15 protein-coding genes are annotated in these 18,238 nt (G+C 74.8%); 8 read left to right on the top strand and 7 right to left on the bottom strand.

Features of this window, described 5'->3' with window-relative positions; all coding sequences use genetic code 11:
• Position 1 precedes the first annotated feature (1 nt).
• A complete protein-coding gene (locus tag ACLQ20_RS26370; protein ID WP_132233013.1) occupies positions 2-313 on the top strand; it encodes a hypothetical protein in 312 nt (103 codons plus the stop codon).
• Between the two features lie 9 nt (positions 314-322).
• On the opposite strand, the gene ACLQ20_RS26365 is transcribed toward ACLQ20_RS26370, so the two are convergent.
• Both ACLQ20_RS26365 and ACLQ20_RS26360 read right to left on the bottom strand, forming a co-directional pair.
• Positions 323-1,561, bottom strand: coding sequence for a low temperature requirement protein A (locus ACLQ20_RS26365; protein WP_425857967.1), 1,239 nt, complete (start codon positions 1,559-1,561; stop codon positions 323-325).
• 56 nt (positions 1,562-1,617) lie between these two features.
• The gene (locus tag ACLQ20_RS26360; protein WP_327030879.1) at positions 1,618-2,199 is read right to left on the bottom strand and encodes an HhH-GPD-type base excision DNA repair protein; all 582 of its coding nucleotides are present in this window, start codon (positions 2,197-2,199) and stop codon (positions 1,618-1,620) included.
• Positions 2,200-2,377: 178 nt separating this feature from the next.
• Between ACLQ20_RS26360 and ACLQ20_RS26355 the strand changes: the two genes are divergently transcribed.
• The 4 genes from ACLQ20_RS26355 (at position 2,378) to ACLQ20_RS26340 (ending at position 9,218) form a co-directional block, all read left to right on the top strand.
• Positions 2,378-3,862: a DUF7059 domain-containing protein gene (locus tag ACLQ20_RS26355; protein WP_192581216.1), complete on the top strand. Its 1,485-nt coding sequence runs from the start codon at positions 2,378-2,380 to the stop codon at positions 3,860-3,862.
• On the top strand, positions 3,862-4,284 hold the full coding sequence (dtd, locus tag ACLQ20_RS26350; RefSeq protein ID WP_151452438.1) for a D-aminoacyl-tRNA deacylase: 423 nt from the start codon (positions 3,862-3,864) through the stop codon (positions 4,282-4,284). The genes ACLQ20_RS26355 and dtd overlap by 1 nt, the downstream gene beginning before the upstream one ends.
• A 111-nt stretch (positions 4,285-4,395) precedes the next feature.
• Positions 4,396-8,094 (top strand): S8 family serine peptidase, encoded by a 3,699-nt coding sequence (locus ACLQ20_RS26345; RefSeq protein WP_425857966.1) that lies wholly within the window; start codon positions 4,396-4,398, stop codon positions 8,092-8,094.
• A gap of 137 nt (positions 8,095-8,231) precedes the next feature.
• Complete coding sequence (locus ACLQ20_RS26340) at positions 8,232-9,218, top strand: TrmB family transcriptional regulator (RefSeq protein ID WP_425857965.1); 987 nt, start codon at positions 8,232-8,234, stop codon at positions 9,216-9,218.
• Between the two features lie 51 nt (positions 9,219-9,269).
• On the opposite strand, the gene ACLQ20_RS26335 is transcribed toward ACLQ20_RS26340, so the two are convergent.
• On the bottom strand, positions 9,270-10,058 hold the full coding sequence (locus ACLQ20_RS26335; protein ID WP_151452470.1) for a sporulation protein: 789 nt from the start codon (positions 10,056-10,058) through the stop codon (positions 9,270-9,272).
• 258 nt (positions 10,059-10,316) lie between these two features.
• Here ACLQ20_RS26335 and sigB point away from each other — a divergent pair, with 258 nt between their 5' ends.
• Positions 10,317-11,333, top strand: a complete 1,017-nt coding sequence (sigB, locus tag ACLQ20_RS26330) for an RNA polymerase sigma factor SigB (RefSeq protein ID WP_425857964.1) — start codon at positions 10,317-10,319, stop codon at positions 11,331-11,333.
• Between the two features lie 100 nt (positions 11,334-11,433).
• Positions 11,434-11,844, top strand: a complete 411-nt coding sequence (locus ACLQ20_RS26325; protein ID WP_425857963.1) for a VOC family protein — start codon at positions 11,434-11,436, stop codon at positions 11,842-11,844.
• 45 nt (positions 11,845-11,889) lie between these two features.
• Here ACLQ20_RS26325 and ACLQ20_RS26320 read toward each other — a convergent pair whose 3' ends face one another.
• The 3 genes from ACLQ20_RS26320 to ACLQ20_RS26310 all read right to left on the bottom strand — a co-directional run bounded on the left by ACLQ20_RS26320 (position 11,890) and on the right by ACLQ20_RS26310 (position 16,594).
• Positions 11,890-14,445, bottom strand: coding sequence for a GNAT family N-acetyltransferase (locus ACLQ20_RS26320; RefSeq protein ID WP_425857962.1), 2,556 nt, complete (start codon positions 14,443-14,445; stop codon positions 11,890-11,892).
• A 26-nt stretch (positions 14,446-14,471) separates the two neighbouring features.
• Complete coding sequence (locus tag ACLQ20_RS26315) at positions 14,472-15,653, bottom strand: acetoin utilization protein AcuC (RefSeq protein ID WP_425857961.1); 1,182 nt, start codon at positions 15,651-15,653, stop codon at positions 14,472-14,474.
• A gap of 83 nt (positions 15,654-15,736) precedes the next feature.
• Entirely contained in the window at positions 15,737-16,594 is an 858-nt protein-coding gene (locus tag ACLQ20_RS26310; RefSeq protein WP_425857960.1) for a sulfurtransferase, read from the bottom strand.
• Between the two features lie 97 nt (positions 16,595-16,691).
• On the opposite strand from ACLQ20_RS26310, the gene ACLQ20_RS26305 reads away from it, so the two are divergent.
• Positions 16,692-17,378 (top strand): metal-dependent transcriptional regulator, encoded by a 687-nt coding sequence (locus ACLQ20_RS26305; RefSeq protein ID WP_425857959.1) that lies wholly within the window; start codon positions 16,692-16,694, stop codon positions 17,376-17,378.
• Between the two features lie 95 nt (positions 17,379-17,473).
• On the opposite strand, the gene ACLQ20_RS26300 is transcribed toward ACLQ20_RS26305, so the two are convergent.
• Positions 17,474-18,022: a hypothetical protein gene (locus tag ACLQ20_RS26300; protein WP_425857958.1), complete on the bottom strand. Its 549-nt coding sequence runs from the start codon at positions 18,020-18,022 to the stop codon at positions 17,474-17,476.
• Between the last annotated feature and the right edge of the window lie 216 nt (positions 18,023-18,238).

The following is an 18,238-nucleotide window of genomic DNA, read 5'->3' as shown; positions in this document are numbered from 1 at the left end:
GATGAACCGTAACGACGCGACCAAGCAGTTCCACAGCGGCGGTGACCGGCTCGCGGAGCTGATCGACGGGAGCCAGCAGGTGGAGCTTCCCACCCCCGACACCGACACCCCCATGGTCAGCCGCTCGGTGCGCCTGCCGCTGGAGACGTACGAGCAGGTCCGCGCCGCCGCCGACGCGCGCGGCATCGGGGTCACCACGCTCATGCGGCAGTGGATCGAGGCCGGCCTGGCCGACCTGGACGACTCGGCCACGGTCTCCCTCGCCGACGTCCGGCGGGCGCTGGCCGCCCTCTCCCGGCCGACCGCCGCCTGACCCACCCCGTCACGGCGCGGGAAACTCGCCGCCACCGGTCCCGCCGTGCCCGAGCGGCGACGCGGCCGGCTCGGGCGGGCGGCCCCTGCTGCGCCGCGCGTCGGCGGACGCCACCCCCGCCAGCACCACGGCGACCAGCGCCAGGGCCACCATCGGTGACACCACGGTGAGCGCCGGGCCCAGCAGGAGCAACACCAGCAGGCCCGCCACCCGGGACCGGGACACCCGGCCGAATATCTCGTACTCGAAGCGGGCCCGGGCCGCCAGGAAGATCGCCGGGCCGCCGACGACGAAGACCAGCCAGGTCGGGTCGGTCCGGCCGTGCGGGTGCACGATCACCAGTTCGTAACCGACGGCGGTGCTCAGCACGCCGACCACGATGACCAGATGGGTGCTGCTGGCGGAGGTGCCCAGCCGCCCGGGCGACCGGGCCACCCGCAGCGCCTCGGCGAGCAGGTGCCCCGCCCGGTGGAAGTAGATCCGCCAGAGCAGCGCCGTGGTGGCGAAGGCGGTCGCGAAGGCGCCGGCCCGGTCGGCGCTGAACTCCGTGCCGCTGTACGTCAGCCCGATGACCAGGATGGTCTCCCCCAGCGAGATGAGGAAGATCTGCTGGTACCGGTCGGCCAGGTGCTCACCGGCGATCAGCCAGCCGGCGGTGCGCGCCGGGCCCAGCCGGGGCAGCGGCCAGCCGAGCAGCAGGCCGGCGAAGTCGACGACCACGGCGAGCGCCCAGAGCGGCAGGCGCAGCTCCTCCGGCCCGACCGCCCCGGTCAGCCACGGCACGGCCCCCGCGGCGGCCCAGGCGAAGAGCCGCAGCGGGACCGTGCGGCGCGGATGGCGGCGCAGGGCCGTGGCGATGATCAGAGGCCGGACGAGCATCACCGCCAGGTACGCCAACACGAACGAGGCAGCCCGGTCCTCGAACGCCCGGGGCAACGCCACGGCCATCACCATGGCGCCGAACATCGTCCCGACCACGACGAACTGGATCACCGGCTGCTCCGGCTCGTACCGGCTGGTGACCCAGGTGGTGATCGACCAGAGCAGCCACAGGGCCAGGAAGAGCACGCCCGTGCGCCCGATCTCGGCCAGCAGCATCCCGCCGGAGCCTCCGGTGCCCTCGACCAGGCGCAGCGAGACCCGGGTCAGCGCGAAGACGAAGACCAGGTCGAAGAAGAGCTCCAGGAAGGTGGCCCGGGGCGAGCTGTCCTCCGGCCGCAGCAACCGCCCGCCGCGTTCGTCCGTCATCGGCTGCCCGTCGTCGCCATCCTGGCTACAACGACCGCCACGACGGCGCGGTTGCGTCAGCCCCCGGTGGACTTCGCCTTCGCCGCCGCCTTCATCTGCTGCTTGTACTCGCGCACCCGGCGCAGCGAGTCCGCGTCGGTGACGTCGGCCACCGACCGGTGGGCGTCCGGGTCGCCGTAGTCGCCGGCCGCCTCCCGCCAGTCCTTCGGCGTGACCCCGAACCGCTTGCCGAGCAGCGCGACGAAGATCTGCGCCTTCTGCCTGCCGAAGCCGGGCAGCTCACCGACCCGGCGCAGCAGCTCCCGGCCGTCGCCCACGTCCGACCAGAGCCCGGCGGCGTCGCCGTCGTACCGGTCGACGAGGGCCCGGCACACCTCCTGCACCCGGGCCGCCATCGCCTTCGGGAACCGGTGCAGCGCCGGTGGCCGGGCGAACAGGGCGACCAGCGCCTCCGGGTCGTGGTCGGCCAACTCCCGGGCGTCCAGGTCGCGCCCGAGGCGCTGCGCCAGCACGTACGGCGAGGAGAACGCCTTCTCCATCGGCACCTGCTGGTCGAGGACCATCCCCAGCAACAGGGCCAGCGGATCCCGGTTGACGAGTTCGTTGGCCTCGGGGTCGATGGGCAGTGCGAGCGTCATGGCGCCATCCTGCCCTGACCGGCGACCGGCGGAGGTGCGTAGGCCGCAGTTGGCAGGGCACGTGTCGGCCTGCGGGCCGGCACCGGAGCGCAGGTGACCCAGCTGCGTGCGGCCGGGGCCCGGCTCTGATCCGCCGGGTGGCCGGACCCCGCTGCCGGGCACCAGGCAGGATGGCGACGTGGACGGACACGACATGTTGCTCTCCCCCGCCGGCGTCGAGGCGCTACGGACCGCGTTGACGCGGGCCGGGTTCACCTCGAACGGCATCGCCACCCGGCTCGGCCCGCAGGCCACCGGCGGGGTGGCCCGCAACGACTTCCGGGCCGCGCTGCGCGCCACCGAGGACCGCGACCCGCTCGGCACCCTGATCCGGGTGTTCGTCTGCGAGCAGACCGAGCCGGAGGCCGCCGTGGCCGCCGCGCTGGCGCCGCTGTCGCTGGCCGAGGCGCTCGCCGGGGGCCTGGTCGAGCGGCACGGCGACGGGCTGCGGATGGGCGTGGACCTGGAGCCGTACGGGGACGAGTGGTGGGTGCTCGCCGACGTGCCCGCCAGTGCCCGGCCCGGCCGCCCGCTGCACGCCGAGCACGTGCTCGGCATCGGCGGGGCGACGCAGACGCTGATCGGCGCGACCGTCCGCCGGCCCGTCGAGGCCGCGCTGGACCTTGGCACCGGGTCCGGCGTGCAGGCCCTGCACCTGGCCAGCCACGCGCGGCGGGTCACCGCCACCGACCTGTCGGCGCGGGCGCTGCGCTTCGCCGCCACCACCGCCGCGCTCAACGGCCAGGACTGGGAACTCCTCCGCGGTGACATGGTCGCCCCCGTCGCCGGGCGGCGCTTCGACCTGGTGGTGAGCAACCCGCCGTTCGTGGTGGGCCCCGGCACCACCACGCACGTCTACCGCGACTCGGGGCGGGTCGGGGACGCGATCGGCGCGGAACTGGCCGCCGCCGCGCCGGGCCTGCTCACCGAGGGCGGCACCATGCAGTACCTGGCCAACTGGGTGCACGTCGCCGGGGAGGACTGGGGCGAGCGGGTGACCGGCTGGTTCGCCGGCACGGGGCTGGACGCCTGGGTCATCCAGCGTGAGGTGGCCGACCCGATGGCGTACGTCAACCTGTGGCTCACCGATGTCGGCGAGGCGGCCGACCCGCGCCGGATGGCGGACTGGCTGGACTGGTTCGACGCGCACAAGGTGGAGGCGGTCGGCTTCGGCATCGTCTCGCTGCGCCGCTCGGGCCACGACGACCCGATCGTGCGGGTGGAGGACCTGCGCCAGCGGGTGGAGGCGCCGCTCGGCGACCGGGTCGACACGTGGTTCGACCGCCAGGACTGGCTGCGCGCCCGCGACACCGACGGGCTGCTCGCCGCCCGCTTCCGGGCCGCCGAGGGCCTCCAGCTGCGGCAGGAGGCCACCATGGGCGACGAGGGCTGGGCGGTGGACCGGCAGGTGCTGGCCATGCCGCACGGCCTGCGCTGGACCGAGGAGATCGACCCGCTCGTCCTGGCCCTGGTCGGCGGGGCCGACGGGCGGCTGGCGTTGCGCGACCAGCTCGCCCTGCTCGCCGCCGCGCACGACGTCACCCCCGGGGAGCTGGCCGAGGCGGCCGGGCCGATCGTCGCGCACCTCGTCGAGCGCGGCTTCATCGAGCCGGTCGCCGACTGATGCGGGCGGTGGTGCAGACCGTCGGCCGGGCCGCCGTGACGGTCGACGGCGAGGTGGTCGGCGCGATCGACGACGGGCTGCTGGTGCTGCTCGGGGTGACCCACACCGACACCGTCGAGACCGCCCGGACCATGGCCCGCAAGGTGTACGAGCTGCGGATCCTCGACGAGGAACGGTCCGCTGCGGACACCGGCGCGCCGGTCCTGGTGGTCAGCCAGTTCACCCTCTACGGCGACGCCCGCAAGGGTCGCCGTCCGAGCTGGACCGCGGCGGCACCGGCCGAGGTCGCGGAGCCCCTGGTGACGGAGGTCGTGACGGCGCTGCGCACCCGGGGCGCCAAGGTGGAGACCGGCCGCTTCCGCGCCCACATGCTGGTCGAGAGCGTCAACGTCGGCCCCCGCACGGTGCTGCTCGACATCTGACCGGCCGGGCCGGCGGCCGGCGCCGGATCCCGGTGGCGGAGTCCCGTCGTGGCGCAACACCGCCGCCGCCAACTGTTCACGGGGGTCGGCCGACGACGGTAGAACCATCGCATGTCATCCCCCTCACAGCCCTTCACCTGGGGTCGCGCGAGACGGCGGCTCACCGCCGCCGCGGCGGCGACCGGAATGGTCGCGGCCGGCCTCGCCGCGATCCAGGCCCCGGCGACGGCGGCCGGCCCGTCGCCGGCCGCCCCCGCCGCCACCCGGGACACCCACACGGTCACCCTGATCACCGGCGACGTGGTCACGGTGACCACCTCCGCCGACGGCAAGGCCACCGCAGAGGTCGACCGGCCCGACGACGCCACCGGCGGCGTGCGCTTCCGCCAGAGCGGCGACGACCTGTACGTCCTGCCCGACGAGGCGCTGCCGCTGCTGGACAGCGACAAGCTCGACCGGCGGCTGTTCAACGTCACGGACCTCATCGAGATGGGGTACGACGACGCGAAGACCCCCACGCTGCCGCTGATCGCGGCGTACACCCCGGCGAAGGCCCGCACGGCGAAGCCGGCGCCACCGCGCGGCGCGAAGCTGGTCCGCGACCTGCCCAGCATCCAGGGCGCGGCGCTGTCCACCGAGAAGAAGCAGGCCCGCACCCTCTGGTCCACCCTCGCGCCCGCCACGGCGACGGCACCGGCCCGGGCCCTCGGCGGCGGGGTCACGAAGCTCTGGCTCGACGGCCGGGTGACGGCGGCGCTGAAGGAGAGCGTGCCCCAGGTCGGCGCGCCCGCCGCGTGGGCCGCCGGGTACGACGGCAGCGGAGTACGGGTCGCGGTGCTCGACACCGGGGTCGACCCCAGCCACCCCGACCTGGTCGACCAGGTCGACGACAAGGTCAGCTTCGTGCCGGGCGAGGACACCTCCGACGTCAACGGGCACGGCACCCACGTCGCCTCGACGATCGCCGGCACCGGCGCGGCCTCCGGCGGCGGCAACCGGGGCGTCGCCCCGGGCGCGGACCTGATCGTCGGCAAGGTGCTCGACAACGGCGGGTACGGCCTGGACTCCTGGATCATCGCCGGCATGCAGTGGGCGGCCGAGTCCGGGGCCGACGTGGTCAACATGAGCCTCGGCGACGGCTCGCTGACCGACGGCACCGACCCGATGACCGCCGCCGTGGAGACGCTCTCCGCGCGGCACGGCACGCTCTTCGTCGTCGCCTCCGGCAACTCCGGCCCGCAGACCATCGGGTCGCCCGGCACCGCGCCGAGCGCGCTGACGGTCGGCGCGGTCGACAAGCAGGACGCGCTGGCGGGCTTCTCCAGCACCGGCCCGCTGGCCCGCACCGGCGCGCTCAAGCCGGACCTCGCCGCACCCGGCGTCGGGATCGTCGCGGCCCGCTCGCAGCAGGCCGCCGGCGAGGGCGCGTACCAGGGCATGGACGGCACCTCGATGGCCACGCCGCACGTCGCCGGGGCCGCCGCGATCCTCGCCCAGCGGCACCCCGACTGGACCGGGCAGCAGCTCAAGGACGCGCTGATGAGCAGCGCCAAGGGGTTGTCCGACAGCTACCGGCCGTACCAGGTGGGCACCGGCCGGCTGGACGTGGCGGCGGCGGTGCGCGGCACCGTACGCGCCACCGGCTCGGCGTTCTTCGGCACCTTCGACTGGCCGCACGAGCCGACCGACGCCCCGGTCACCCGGCCGGTCACCTTCACCAACTCCGGCACCGCCGCCGTGACCCTCGACCTCGCCCTGACCGGCGGCGGCCCGTTCGCGCTGGGCGCCTCCACGGTGACCGTGCCGGCGGGCGGCAGCGCCGACGTCGCGGTCACCGGCGACCCGCGCGGCGACGCCCACGGCGAGCTGACCGGCTACCTGGTCGGCACCGACGCCGCCACCGGCACGGCGGTCACCCGTACCGCGCTGGGGCTGCTCAAGGAGAACGAGCGGTACGACCTGAAGGTCAAGCTGGTCGGCCGCGACGGCAAGCCGGCCAGCGCGACGGTCGTGGTGAACCGGGCCGGCGAGCCCAACCCCGGGCAGTACCCGGTCGCCGGCGAGCGGACGCTGCGCCTGCCGAAGGGGACCTACACGGTGGAGGCCGTGCTGGACGTTCCCGGCGAGCGGTCCGACCGGCTCGGCTTCGCCCTGCTGGTGGACCCGGAGACCGTGCTCGACCGCGGCGCCGAGGTGGTGCTGGACGCGCGCCGGGCACGGCTGCTCGACACCACCGCACCGGAGCGGACCGAGGACCGGCAGCGCAAGCTCGACTACACCGTCGGGTACGCCGACGGCAGCGACTTCCGCGCGGCGTACCAGCTGCCGATCCGCTACGACGACCTGTACGTCCTGCCGACCGAGCGGGTCAGCAAGGTCTCGTTCACTATGGCGGCGCGGTGGCGCAAGGGCGAGCCGATGCTGAGCCTGCGCATCCCCGGCCGGTCCCCGGTCGACGCCACGGTCCAGCCGGGCAGCACCGTCACCGCCGGCACCGAGACGCTGCGACCCGTCTACGCGGGCACCGGCGCTCCGGAGGCGTACGCCGGTCTCGACGTCAAGGGCCGGGCCGTGGTGGTGACCCGCAGCGACGCGGTCGACCCGACCGCCCGCGCCGCCGCCGCGGCGGCCGCCGGGGCGAAGCTGCTGCTGGTCGTCAACGACGGCGCCGGCATCCTCAACGAGTGGGTCGGCGAGTCCGCCATCCCCGTCGCCACCGTGCACCGCGACGCCGGCAGGCAGCTGATCGCCGCGACCCGGGGCGGGCCGCGCAAGCTGACCGTCACCCGGGTCCCGTACGCCGGCTACGTCTACGACCTGGCCCGGGTCTGGCCCGGACAGGTGCCGGACCGGTCGCTCGCCTACCACCCCCGGCAGCGGGACCTGGGCCGGATCGACGCCCGCTACCACGCGGCCGTCGACTCCCCCGGCTCCGGCTACCGCTACGACATGGTCTTCAGCCCCTCGTTCGGCTTCCCCGAGAGCGAGTCGCACCCGGACACCCGCACCGAGTGGGTCACGCCCGACGTGGTCTGGCACGAGGTGCACGACCAGGGCGGCTGGACCGACACGGCCTACCTCAACACGTACGCCAAGGGCAGCACGACCAGGCTGGACTGGTTCGCGCCGGCCGTCCCACCGGCCTTCAGCCGGGCGTTCGGGGTGCGCAACAGCCGCTACGGGGACTACATGACCCTGAACGTGCAGGCCTGGAGCCCGTCGGACGACGTGTTGGAGCACGGCGGCAACCTGGAGTGGGGCTCGGTGCCGACCCACCTCAAGCTCTACCAGGGCGACAAGCTGGTGGACGAGAACACCTGGAGCTCGGACCTGCAATGGACGCCGGTGCCCGCCGGCACGCTGCCGTACCGCCTGGTGCTGGACGCCTCGCGGCCGGCCGACCGGTGGCGGCTGTCCACCCGCACGCACACCGAGTGGGACTTCGTCTCCGGCTCGAACACCGCCGACAACTTCGTCCCGTTCGCGCTGCTCCAGCTCGACTACGCGCTGGAGACCGACCTGCGCGGCGACGTGAAGGCGGGCACCACCCAGCGGATCAGCGTCAAGGCCGGGCCGCAGCCGGGCGGCACCGGCACCGGCACGGTCACGTCGGTCACGCTGGACGTCTCGTACGACGACGGTGCCACCTGGCGGAAGGTCACCCTGAGCAAGGGCGCGGGTGACCGCTGGACCGGCTCGCTCGCCCTGCCGAGGCAGCCGGGTGGCTTCGTGTCGGTGCGGGCCGGCGCCAAGACGGACGCCGGCTTCGGCATCCGGCAGGAACTCATCCGGGTGTACGGCCTGCGGTGAGCTGGTTGGCGGGGCCCCGGGACACGCAGCGTTCCGGGGCCCTTCCCGACGACCCGTCGGCCTTCCCGGGCTGGTCAGGACCGGTGCCGGTGTCCCATACTCTGCCTGCCGCAGCGGGCAGAGGGAGGCAGCCACCGATGCTGGGCGCGTTGGGGCTGAGCCCCGAGGACGAGGCGGTCTACGGCCTGCTGGTCCGGCGGGGCCAGTCCGGCCCGGCCGAGCTGGGCGACGCCCTGCGGAGGCCCGCCGCGGCGGTCGAGGCGGTGCTCTCGCAACTGACCGCGTACGGCCTGGTGAAGCACGGCCCGGACGGGCAGTTCTCGGTGGCGCCGCCCGCCGTCGCGCTCGGGGCGCTGATCAGCGAGCAACGGGGCGCCCTGCACAACGCGGAACTCGCGCTGGTCAGGCTCGCCGAGGAGTACCGCTCGTCGATCGCGGGGCGCACCATCGACGAGCTGATCGAGGTGGTCAGCGGCGTCGACGCCGTCCGGCACCGGTTCGCGCAGGTGCAGCACGCCGCCCGCACGCAGGTGCGCAGCTTCGTCACCACCCCGTTCATCGCCGTACCGCCGGGCGCCAACGCGGTGGAGTCGACGGCGGTCGGCCAGGGGGTGCGCTTCCGCGTCGTCATCGACCGGCCGACACTGGCCGAACCGGGGGTGGTCACCGAGACGCTGGAGTCGCTGCGCGACGGCGTCGAGGTGCGGGTGGTCGACCACCTGCCGATCAAGCTGGTCCTGGCCGACGCGGAACTGGCCCTGGTGCCGTTGACCGCCACGCCCGGCGGCGAGCCCGGCGCGGTGCTGCTGCACCGCACCGGGCTGCTGGCGGCGATGGACGCGCTGTTCGAGATCGTCTGGCGGCACGCCCACTCGCTCGACTCCTCGGCGCTGACCGCCCCCGCCGGCGACAACGCCGACCGCCAGGCGGCCGACGGCCCGACCGAACTCGACCGGAAGATCATGGCGCTGCTGCTGGCCGGGCTCACCGACCCGGTCGTCGCCGCCCAGCTCGACCTGTCGTTGCGGACCCTCCAGCGGCGCCTGCGCCACCTCATGGACCTCGCGGGGGTGCAGACCCGGATGCAGCTCGGCTGGCACGCCGCGCGGCACGGCTGGGCCTGACGGTGCCGCGGGCCCGGCGAGCCCGCGGCAGGGCCGGCGCACACCGTGGCGTCAGGAGAAGAGGCCGCGGCGTTGCAGCGACTGACGGATCCAGCCGTCGAGCTGGGGCGTGAAGTCGGTACGTTCGGCGGTGGCGTGGTCGACGGTGAAGCGGCCGAAGGCGTCCCGGCCCTCGGTGAACAGACCGCCGCGCTTGTCCAGCTCCAGCACCACCTGGATCTGCTGCGGGTCGGTGACGAGGGTGACCTCCAGCTGGTTGATCGCCCCGGCGTACTGCGGCGCCGGGTAGAACTCGATCTCCTGGTAGAAGGGCAGGGTCTGCCGTACGCCGTAGATGTGGCCGCGCTCCACGTCGGCCCGGGCGAACCGGAAGCCCAGCCGCAGGAACGCCTCCAGGATCTTCTGCTGGGACGGCAGCGGGTGCACCGCCACCGCGTCCAGGTCGCCCTTGTCCACCGCGCGGGCCACCTCCAGCTCCGTACGCAGCCCCATCGTCATGCCGTGCAGGTGCTGCCCGTACAGCTCGGTGAGCGGCGTCTCCCACGGCACGGCGAAGCGGAACGGGATGTCGTGGCGCTGCCCCGGGGCGAGCCGGAAGGCGCCGGTCGCGGCCTGCCGGTGGAACTCCTGCGTGGTCTCGTAGTCGTTGTCGCCGCTCTCGACCTCGACCCGGGTGACCAGGCCCAGGGCGACGTACGACACGTCGACGAGGTGGTCGCCGCCAGCCACGTGGATGACGCCCTCCAGCTGGCCGCCGGGGCGGCAGTTCGGATTCGTCAGCACGGTTTCCACGGACGGGCCACCCACACCCATCGCCTGCATGAGCCGCTTGAAGACCACGACACCCTCCACAACCTGTTCGGTACGCCGACGTCGCCGGCGGGCCGGCCGTGCGGGCCGACCGCTGGCACGGTAACCGCCGGCGGCAACCAGCGCTCGGCGACGAGCCGCCCACGCTGAGCAGGGCATCGACGGAATTCGTGTCGGTTCCCCGATCGCCTCACTCCCGTTTCACGCCCCGCCCGCCAAGCTGTGTGTCACACCGGCACCACTGGGCCGGATCCAACGGCACAGACGTGGACACGGGGAGAAACTGAGATGGCCCTGCAGATGACGGAGCACCGGACGCGCCCTGCCGGCACCACCGAGGCCGCGAGCGCCACCGACACCCTGACCGACCTCGACGCCACCGACGAGCGCGGCGTCTCCACGGACCTGGTCCGGGCATACCTGAACGGGATCGGCCGGACGAAGTTGCTGACCGCCGCCCAGGAGGTCGACCTCGCCAAGCGGATCGAGGCCGGGCTGTTCGCCGAGGAGAAACTCGCGACCTGCACCCCCGTCTCGGCGGAGTTCCGGGCCGACCTGGGGCTGATCGTCGCGCAGGGCCGCGCCGCGAAGGACCACCTGCTGGAGGCGAACCTGCGCCTGGTGGTCAGCATCGCCAAGCGGTACACCGGTCGCGGCATGGCGTTCCTCGACCTGATCCAGGAGGGCAACCTCGGCCTGATCCGCGCGGTCGAGAAGTTCGACTACGCCAAGGGCTACAAGTTCTCCACGTACGCCACCTGGTGGATCCGGCAGGCGATCACCCGGGCCATGGCCGACCAGGCCCGCACGATCCGCATCCCGGTGCACATGGTCGAGCAGGTCAACCGCATGGTCCGGGCCCGCCGCGAGCTCTCCGTCTCGCTGGGCCGCGAGCCCACCGTCGCCGAGGTCGCCCGGGCCATGGACATCCCGGAGTTCCAGGTCATCGAGCTGATCTCGTACGACCGGGAGCCGGTGAGCCTCGACCAGGCGGTCGGTGAGGACGGCGAGAGCGCGCTCGGCGACTTCGTCGCCGCCGTCGACCCGAGCGCCGAGCCGGGCGACGCCGCCGCGCAGGGCGAGCTGCGCAACGAGGTCAGCATCGTGCTGTCCACCCTGTCGCAGCGGGAGCAGGCCGTGATCCGGCTCCGCTTCGGCCTCGACGACGGCCGGCAGCGCACCCTCGACGAGGTCGGCCGGGAGTTCGGCCTGTCCCGGGAGCGGATCCGGCAGATCGAGAAGGTGACCCTGCTGAAGCTGCGTGACCCGGAGCGGGCGCAGCGCCTGGAGGCGTACGCCTGCTGACGTTTCCTGGACCACGCGAGGCCCCGGCGGTTCGCCGGGGCCTCGCGTCCGTCCGGACCGTGGTCCTTGATCCCGGCTGCCCGACGGGCTACCAATAGCCATGAACTGGACCCTGGAAGTGGTGGTCGTGCCGGTCTCCGACGTGGACCGGGCCAAGGCGTTCTACGCCGACCGGCTCGGCTTCGCCGTCGACCACGACACGACGTTCGGCGACGACGCGCGGATCGTGCAGCTGACCCCGCCCGGCTCAGGCTGCTCGATCGTGATCGGCAGGGGGCCCCTGCCCGAGATGCCACCCGGCTCGCTCAAGGGCCTCCAGCTCGTCGTGCCCGACCTGCGCCGGGCGCGGGCGGAGCTGGTCGAGCGAGGCGTCGAGGTCAGCGAGATCCAGGTGCTCGGCGAGAATCCGCGCCCGATGCCGGACCCGCTGGACAACGTCGGCTTCGTCCACTTCGCCGACCCCGACGGCAACGCCTGGTCGGTGCAGCAGATCTCCGACCGGGCGGCCTGACCGGTTCGGCCGCCGCACCGCGACGTGTCAGGAAGGGCACCTTCCTCACAGGCGGCGGGGGCCGGTGTCGGGGCGGGCCACGGCGGAGCCGACCCGCACGGTGGCGTGCAGCACCGAGATGCCGTCGGGGCGGGCGAGCACCGGGTTGAGGCTCAGCGCGCGGACCCGGGGCTGCTCGTCGGCGAGCCGGCCGACCCGCAGCAGCAGGTCCGCCAGGGCCGCCCGGTCCACCGGCGCCGCGCCGCGGTGCCCGCGCAGCAACGGCGCCGCCCGGGGCTCGTCGACCAGCTCGGCCGCGTCCAGGTCGGTCAGCGGCACCGCCCGCCAGGCCCGGTCGCCGAGCAGCTCCGTGGCGACGCCGCCCAGCCCGAAGCCGACCACCGGGCCGAACGCCGGGTCCTCCACCAGCTCGACCACGCAGGCCACACCGGGCGGGACCATCGGCTGCACCAGGACGTCCGCGCCGAAGACCGCCGACATCTCCGCGTACGCGCGGTGCACCGTGGCCGGGTCGGGCAGGTCGAGCCGGACCGCGCCGAGGTCGAGGCGGTGCCGCAGACCGGGGGCGGCGGCCTTGAGGGCCACCGGGAAACCCAGCCGGGTCGCCGCGTCGACGGCCTCCGCGGCGGAGCGCGCCGGCACCGACTCGACCACCTCGATCCCGTACGCCGCGAGCAGTTCCGCCGGGTCGAGGGCCTCCGGGCGCAGGGCGGCGTGGGCCGCCTCCCGGTCCACCCGGGGCAGCTCCGGCGGCACCCCGGCGGGCCGGCGCAGCCAGTCGGCGTACGCGGTGACCCGGGCGAGGGCGCGCACGGCCTCCTCCACGCTCGGGTAGGCGGGCACCCCGGCGGGCGTACGGCCGACCAGGAACGTCGCCACGGCCGGCTTGCCGGCGGCGAACGCGCTCGGCAGCGCGGCGGTGAAGTCCGACTCCGTGTCGGTGAGCTGGCCGGGCAGCGGCGGGGCGAACACCACCACCAGCGCGTCCACCTCGCTGTCGGCGCCCGCCTCGGCGAGCGCGGCGGCGAACTCGGCCGCGCCGGCGCGCGGGCCGACGTCGCGCGGGTAGCCCCGGGCGACGGTGAGCCCCTGCGCGGCGCAGGCGGTGGCCGCCAGCCCCGTCAGCGCCGAGGAGTTGCCGACCACGCCTACCCGACGGCCGGCGGGCAGCGGCTGGTGGGCCAGCAGCACCCCGACGTCGAGCAGCTCGGCGACGGTGTCCACCCGGATCACGCCGGAGTGGGCGAACAGCGCGGCGACCGCCACCTCGTCCGGGCCGGCGGAGTCGCCCACCCCGGGCGGCCGGGCCGGCGAGGCGAGCGCCACGACGGGCTTGTCCCGGCCGATCCGGCGCGCCAGCCGGGCGAACTTGCGCGGGTTGCCGAACGTCTCCAGGTACAACATGATCACGTCGGTGCCGGGGTCGTCCTGCCAGTACTGGAGCAGGTCGTTTCCCGAGACGTCGGCCCGGTTGCCGGCCGAGACGAAGCTCGACAGGCCCAGCCCCCGCCGGTCGGCCTCGGCCAGCAGCGCCACCCCGAACGCGCCGGACTGGCTGAAGATGCCCACCCGGCCGGGCACCGGCAGCCGGGGGGCGAGGGTGGCGTTGAGGCGTACCGCCGGATCGGTGTTGGCCACCCCCAGGCAGTTCGGGCCGACCACGCGCATGCCCGCCGCGTACGCCGCGCGGACCAGCGCGCGCTGCGCGGCCGCGCCCTCGCCGCCGGCCTCGGCGAAGCCCGCCGAGATGACCACCAGGCCGTGCGCGCCCGCGGCGGCCGCGTCGGCCACCACCTCCGTCGCCGCCTCCGGCGGGACCGCCACCACGGCCAGGTCGACCGGCACGCCGGCATCGGCCGCCGAGGAGTACGCGGGCAGCCCGGCGACCGTCGTCGCGCCCGGATGCACCGGGACCACCGCGCCGGTGTAACCGCCGTCGCGCAGGTGCCCGAGCACCGCCGCGCCGACGCCCTGCCCGGTGGCGCTGGCGCCGTAGACGGCGACGCCCCGCGGCGCGAGCAGCCGGGCGACGGAGCGGGCCTCCGTGCGGTGCTCCCGGCCGCGCTGCACCTCCAGCGTCGCGTCGGTGGGGGCGATCGGGAAGCTCAGGTGCACCACGCCGTCGGCGAACTGCCGCTGCACCTGGTAGCCGAAGTCGGAGAAGACCCGCAGCATCGCGCCGTTGGCCGGGAGCACCTCCGCCACGAAGTTGGCGATGTCGTTGCGGCGGGCCGCGTCGGCCAGGTGCTCCAACAGCACCGAGCCGATGCCCCGGCCCTGGTAGGCGTCCTCGACCACGAACGCCACCTCGGCCTCGGGGGCCTGCGGGCCGAGCCGCTCGTAGCGGCCGACGGCGACGATCCGGTCGCCGACCAGCACCACGAACGCCTCCCGGTCGCGGTGGTCGACGTTGACGAAGCGTTGCAGGTCGCGCTCGGGGATGCGCGGGTACGGCGAGAAGTAGCGCAGGTAGCGGGTGCGCTCGGAGAAGCGCGAGTGCATCGCCACGATGCCCGGCCCGTCCGACGGACGGATCGGCCGCAACTGCACGGTGCTGCCGTCGCTGAGCAGCACGTCCACCGGTTGTTCCACAGTGGTCACCTGTGCGGTCCCCTCCGCCCGCCGGATCAGTCGCGCGGGTCGTGCGGATCGAGCCCGAACAGCGGGAAGGCGGTCTTGCGGGCCGCCGCGATCGCCCGGTCCACGGCGCTCGGCTCGCCGGTCGGCTGCCACGGCTCGTACGCCGGGTCCACGTCGTCGGTCATCCGCAGCGGGATCTGCCGGCCCGGCCGGCGCCCGGCGGCCAGCTCCCGCCACGCCGGCGGGGTCAGCGTCGCCGGGTCGATGGGCTCCCCGGCCGCCACCGCGAGCAGGTGCGTCCAGGCCCGGGGCACCACCTCGACCAGCGCGTACCCGCCGCCACCGGTGGCCACCCAGCGGCCCTCGCACAGCTCGTCGGCGAGCGCCCGCAGGGCCAGGTAGGTGGCGCGCTGCCCGTCCACGGAGAGGTTCAGGTCGGCGAGCGGGTCGAGCCGATGTGCGTCGGCGCCGCACTGGGTGACCAGCACCTGCGGCCGGAACGCGCGCAGCACCGACGGCACCACCGCGTGGAAGGCGCGCTGCCAGCCCGCGTCGTCCAACCCGGGCGGCAGCGGGACGTTGACGGCGCTGCCCTCGGCGCCCGGCCCGCCCGTCTCGTCGGGAAAGCCGGTGCCCGGGAAGAGCGCCAACGGCGTCTCGTGCACGCTGACCGTGAGCACCCGGGGGTCGTTCCAGAAGACCTGCTGCACCCCGTCGCCGTGGTGCACGTCCACGTCCACGTACGCGACCCGCTCGGCGCCCAGGTCGAGCAGGCGGGCGATGGCCACCGCCGGGTCGTTGTAGACGCAGAACCCGGCGGCCCGGGCCGGCATGGCGTGGTGCAGGCCGCCGGCCACGTTGACCGCCCGCCTGGCCTCGCCCCGCCAGACCGCCTCGGCCGCCGCCACCGTGGCGCCGGCGACGAGCGCGCTGGACTCGTGCATCCCCTCGAAGACCGGGTTGTCGGAGGTGCCCAGCCCGAAGCCGGCGAAGAGCGGATCGCGGGGGGCGACCTTCACCGCGGCGAGGTAGCGCGGGTCGTGCACCCGGCTCAGCAGCGCGTCGTCGGCCGGCTCCGGCTTCACCAGCCGCACCCCGGGACGCGCGAGCACGCCCAACTCCCGGGCGAGGGCGAAGGTCAACTCCAGCCGTACCGGGTCGAGGGGATGGTCCCCCATGTCGTAGGCGAGCAGCGACTCGTCCCACACCACCACCGTGTCGTCGGACATGGCCCCATCGTCGCACGCGCGCCCCGGCACGCCCGCGCACGCGCTGCTCAGCCGCCGGGTGTCGCCCGGCGTCCGTTGCCCGTTCAGCCGGCCGGGGTCGCTCCGGTGGCCACCGGGCGGGCCGGGTCGGCGACCCAGTTGCTCCACGAGCCGACGTAGAGCGCGGCGTCCGGCCGGCCGGCCAGGTGCAGCGCGAACACGGCCTGCGCGGCGGTCACCCCCGACCCGCAGTACGCCCCGACCGGCCGGTCCTCGCCCACCCCGGCGGCGGCGAACCGCTCGCGCAGCGCCTCGGCGGCGGGGAACCGGCCCTCGGCGACGTACTCGCCGGCGGGCAGGTTCACCGCACCGGGGACGTGACCGGCGACCGGGTCGATCGGCTCGGTCTCGCCCCGGTAGCGGGGTGCGGCGCGCACGTCGAGCAGGACACCGTCGTCGGCCGCGGCCAGCCGGGCCGCCTCCCCCGCGTCGAGCACCGGCAACGCTCCGGGCCGCACCTCCACGTCGCCCGGCTCCGGGGTCGGCACCGCCGTGCTGACGGGCAGCCCGGCGGCCAGCCACGCCGGGAAGCCGCCGTGCAGCAGCCGTACCGGCCGGTGGCCCGCCCAGCGCAGGGTCCACCAGGCGCGGGCGGCGGCCATGCCGTCGCCGCCGTCGTACACCACGACGGAACGACCGGCGCGCACGCCGGCGGCCCGCAGCGCGGCCTGGAGGGCGGCGGCGTCGGGCAACGGGTGGCGGCCGGCGGGTCCGGGCGGCCCGCAGAGCGCGGTGTCCAGGTCGACGAAGACCGCGCCGGGCAGGTGACCGGCGGCGTAGTCCTCCCGACCCGGCGCGCCGACGAGCCGCCAGCGCACGTCGAGCAGCGTGGGCGGGTCGGCCTGGCCGAGTTCGACCGCGAGCCGACCGGCCTCGACAAGGAGATCATCGGAGGCGGACATGGCGTCCAGTCAACACCATCCCGGCACCGACCTGGCGGTTCGCCGTGGGTCGTTCGGTGAACACCGAGGTAGCATCGTTGGCCGGAGGTCCGCTGACGTGAAGCATGATCTGGTCGACACGACCGAGATGTACCTCAAGACCATCCTCGAGCTGGAGGAGGAGGGGGTTCCGCCGCTGCGTGCCCGCATCGCCGAACGGCTGGGGCAGAGCGGGCCGACCGTCAGCCAGACCGTCGCCCGGATGGAGCGCGACGGCCTGCTGACCGTCGAGGGCGACCGCCACCTGGCGCTCACCGCGCACGGCCGCAGCAACGCGGTCTCCGTGATGCGCAAGCACCGCCTCGCCGAGCTGCTGCTGGTCAACGTGATCGGGATGCCCTACGAGGAGGCCCACGAGGAGGCCTGCCGGTGGGAGCACGTGATGAGCGACGCGGTCGAGAAGCGGGTCTACGACCTGCTGAACCGGCCGACCCGCTCGCCGTACGGCAACCCGATCCCGGGGCTGGAGGAGCTGGGCACGCCGGAGCAGACGGCCGCCGCCCCCATCGAGGGTGAGCGCAACCTGGCGTTCCCCGGGCTGTCGGGGCCGGTCGTGGTGCGACGCATCTGCGAGAGCGTGCAGACCGACTCGGACGTGCTCCGGCAGCTGCACGCCGCCGGCGTCGACCCGGGCGCGACGGTGACGGTGGCGCAGGAGCGCGACGGGGTCTCGATCGACCGCTCGGGCGACCGCATCAGGTTGCCCCGTGAGGTAGCCTCCCGGGTCTTCGTCGCCGCCCACTGATCCACCCGGCCCCACGCCCGCACGCAGCAGGCGCAGGATCTTGAGGCGAGGCAGTTCACGCTGTGGCGGGACGGCTTCGTCAACCCTGGCCGGCGTCAGATAGCGCGGGTGTCGAGTCCCTGGGCCAGGGCGACGAGGCCGGTGGTGAGCTTCTCGGCCTCCGCCTTGTCGGCGTCGCGTGCGGCGGCGTAGCGCAGGGTGGCGAGGCGGCCCTCGGCGGCCAGCCAGCCCACCTCCGCGACCGGCCCGAGGGTGCCCTTGGCCGAGGTTGTCCGCCGGTACGCCCGCTGGCCGAGCCCGGTGACCTTGGCCGCCTTCTCCGGCACCACGTCGGCGGTGAAGGTCGCCGCGTCGATCGACGTCCGGGTGACGGTCAGCGTCAACTCCGGCAGGGCCTCGCGACCGGCGCGCACCACGCAGGTGTGGCTGTCGCCCGTCGCGCTGGCCGCCGCGACGTCGAAGCGGACGCCCGCGTGCTGCTCGATCACGCCGAAGTCCAGCAGCCGGCACGCCCCGCCGGAGGATGCGGCGGCCAGGTCGACCGTGACCGGCGCGGGCGGTGGTACAGCCACCGGTTCCGCCTCCCCGCCGCACCCCGTCACCAGCAGCAGGGTCACCCCGGCGCCCACCATCCGCCCGCGCACGATCACTCCTCCGCTGCCCACCCCGACGTGTCCGCCGGACACCGTATGGCCCGCCAGAGCCACTTGTGAAGACCGAAGGAGCATAGGGGTCCGACATCGGGCGAGGACGCGGCGCGAACCACGCCTTCACCGGCGGAGGCTGTGCGGACCCACCGGTGTCAACGGCCTGAGCACGGTGCGGCTATCGGCAGTCGTGACCGCCGAGAGCCGGGACCG

The organism is Micromonospora sp. DT46 (assembly GCF_049841735.1).
Taxonomy (GTDB): Bacteria; Actinomycetota; Actinomycetes; order Mycobacteriales; family Micromonosporaceae; genus Micromonospora; species Micromonospora reichwaldensis.
This window is presented reverse-complemented; position numbering and strand designations above follow the sequence as displayed.

Coding starts and splice junctions, on each gene's coding strand:
- ACLQ20_RS26340 (WP_425857965.1), top strand. CDS start 8,232: ATGCTGGGCGCGTTGGGGCTGAGCCCCGAGGACGAGGCGGTCTACGGC.
- ACLQ20_RS26365 (WP_425857967.1), bottom strand. CDS start 1,561: ATGACGGACGAACGCGGCGGGCGGTTGCTGCGGCCGGAGGACAGCTCG.
- dtd (WP_151452438.1), top strand. CDS start 3,862: ATGCGGGCGGTGGTGCAGACCGTCGGCCGGGCCGCCGTGACGGTCGAC.
- ACLQ20_RS26315 (WP_425857961.1), bottom strand. CDS start 15,653: ATGTCCGACGACACGGTGGTGGTGTGGGACGAGTCGCTGCTCGCCTAC.
- ACLQ20_RS26345 (WP_425857966.1), top strand. CDS start 4,396: ATGTCATCCCCCTCACAGCCCTTCACCTGGGGTCGCGCGAGACGGCGG.
- ACLQ20_RS26310 (WP_425857960.1), bottom strand. CDS start 16,594: ATGTCCGCCTCCGATGATCTCCTTGTCGAGGCCGGTCGGCTCGCGGTC.
- ACLQ20_RS26370 (WP_132233013.1), top strand. CDS start 2: ATGAACCGTAACGACGCGACCAAGCAGTTCCACAGCGGCGGTGACCGG.
- ACLQ20_RS26325 (WP_425857963.1), top strand. CDS start 11,434: ATGAACTGGACCCTGGAAGTGGTGGTCGTGCCGGTCTCCGACGTGGAC.
- ACLQ20_RS26360 (WP_327030879.1), bottom strand. CDS start 2,199: ATGACGCTCGCACTGCCCATCGACCCCGAGGCCAACGAACTCGTCAAC.
- sigB (WP_425857964.1), top strand. CDS start 10,317: ATGGCCCTGCAGATGACGGAGCACCGGACGCGCCCTGCCGGCACCACC.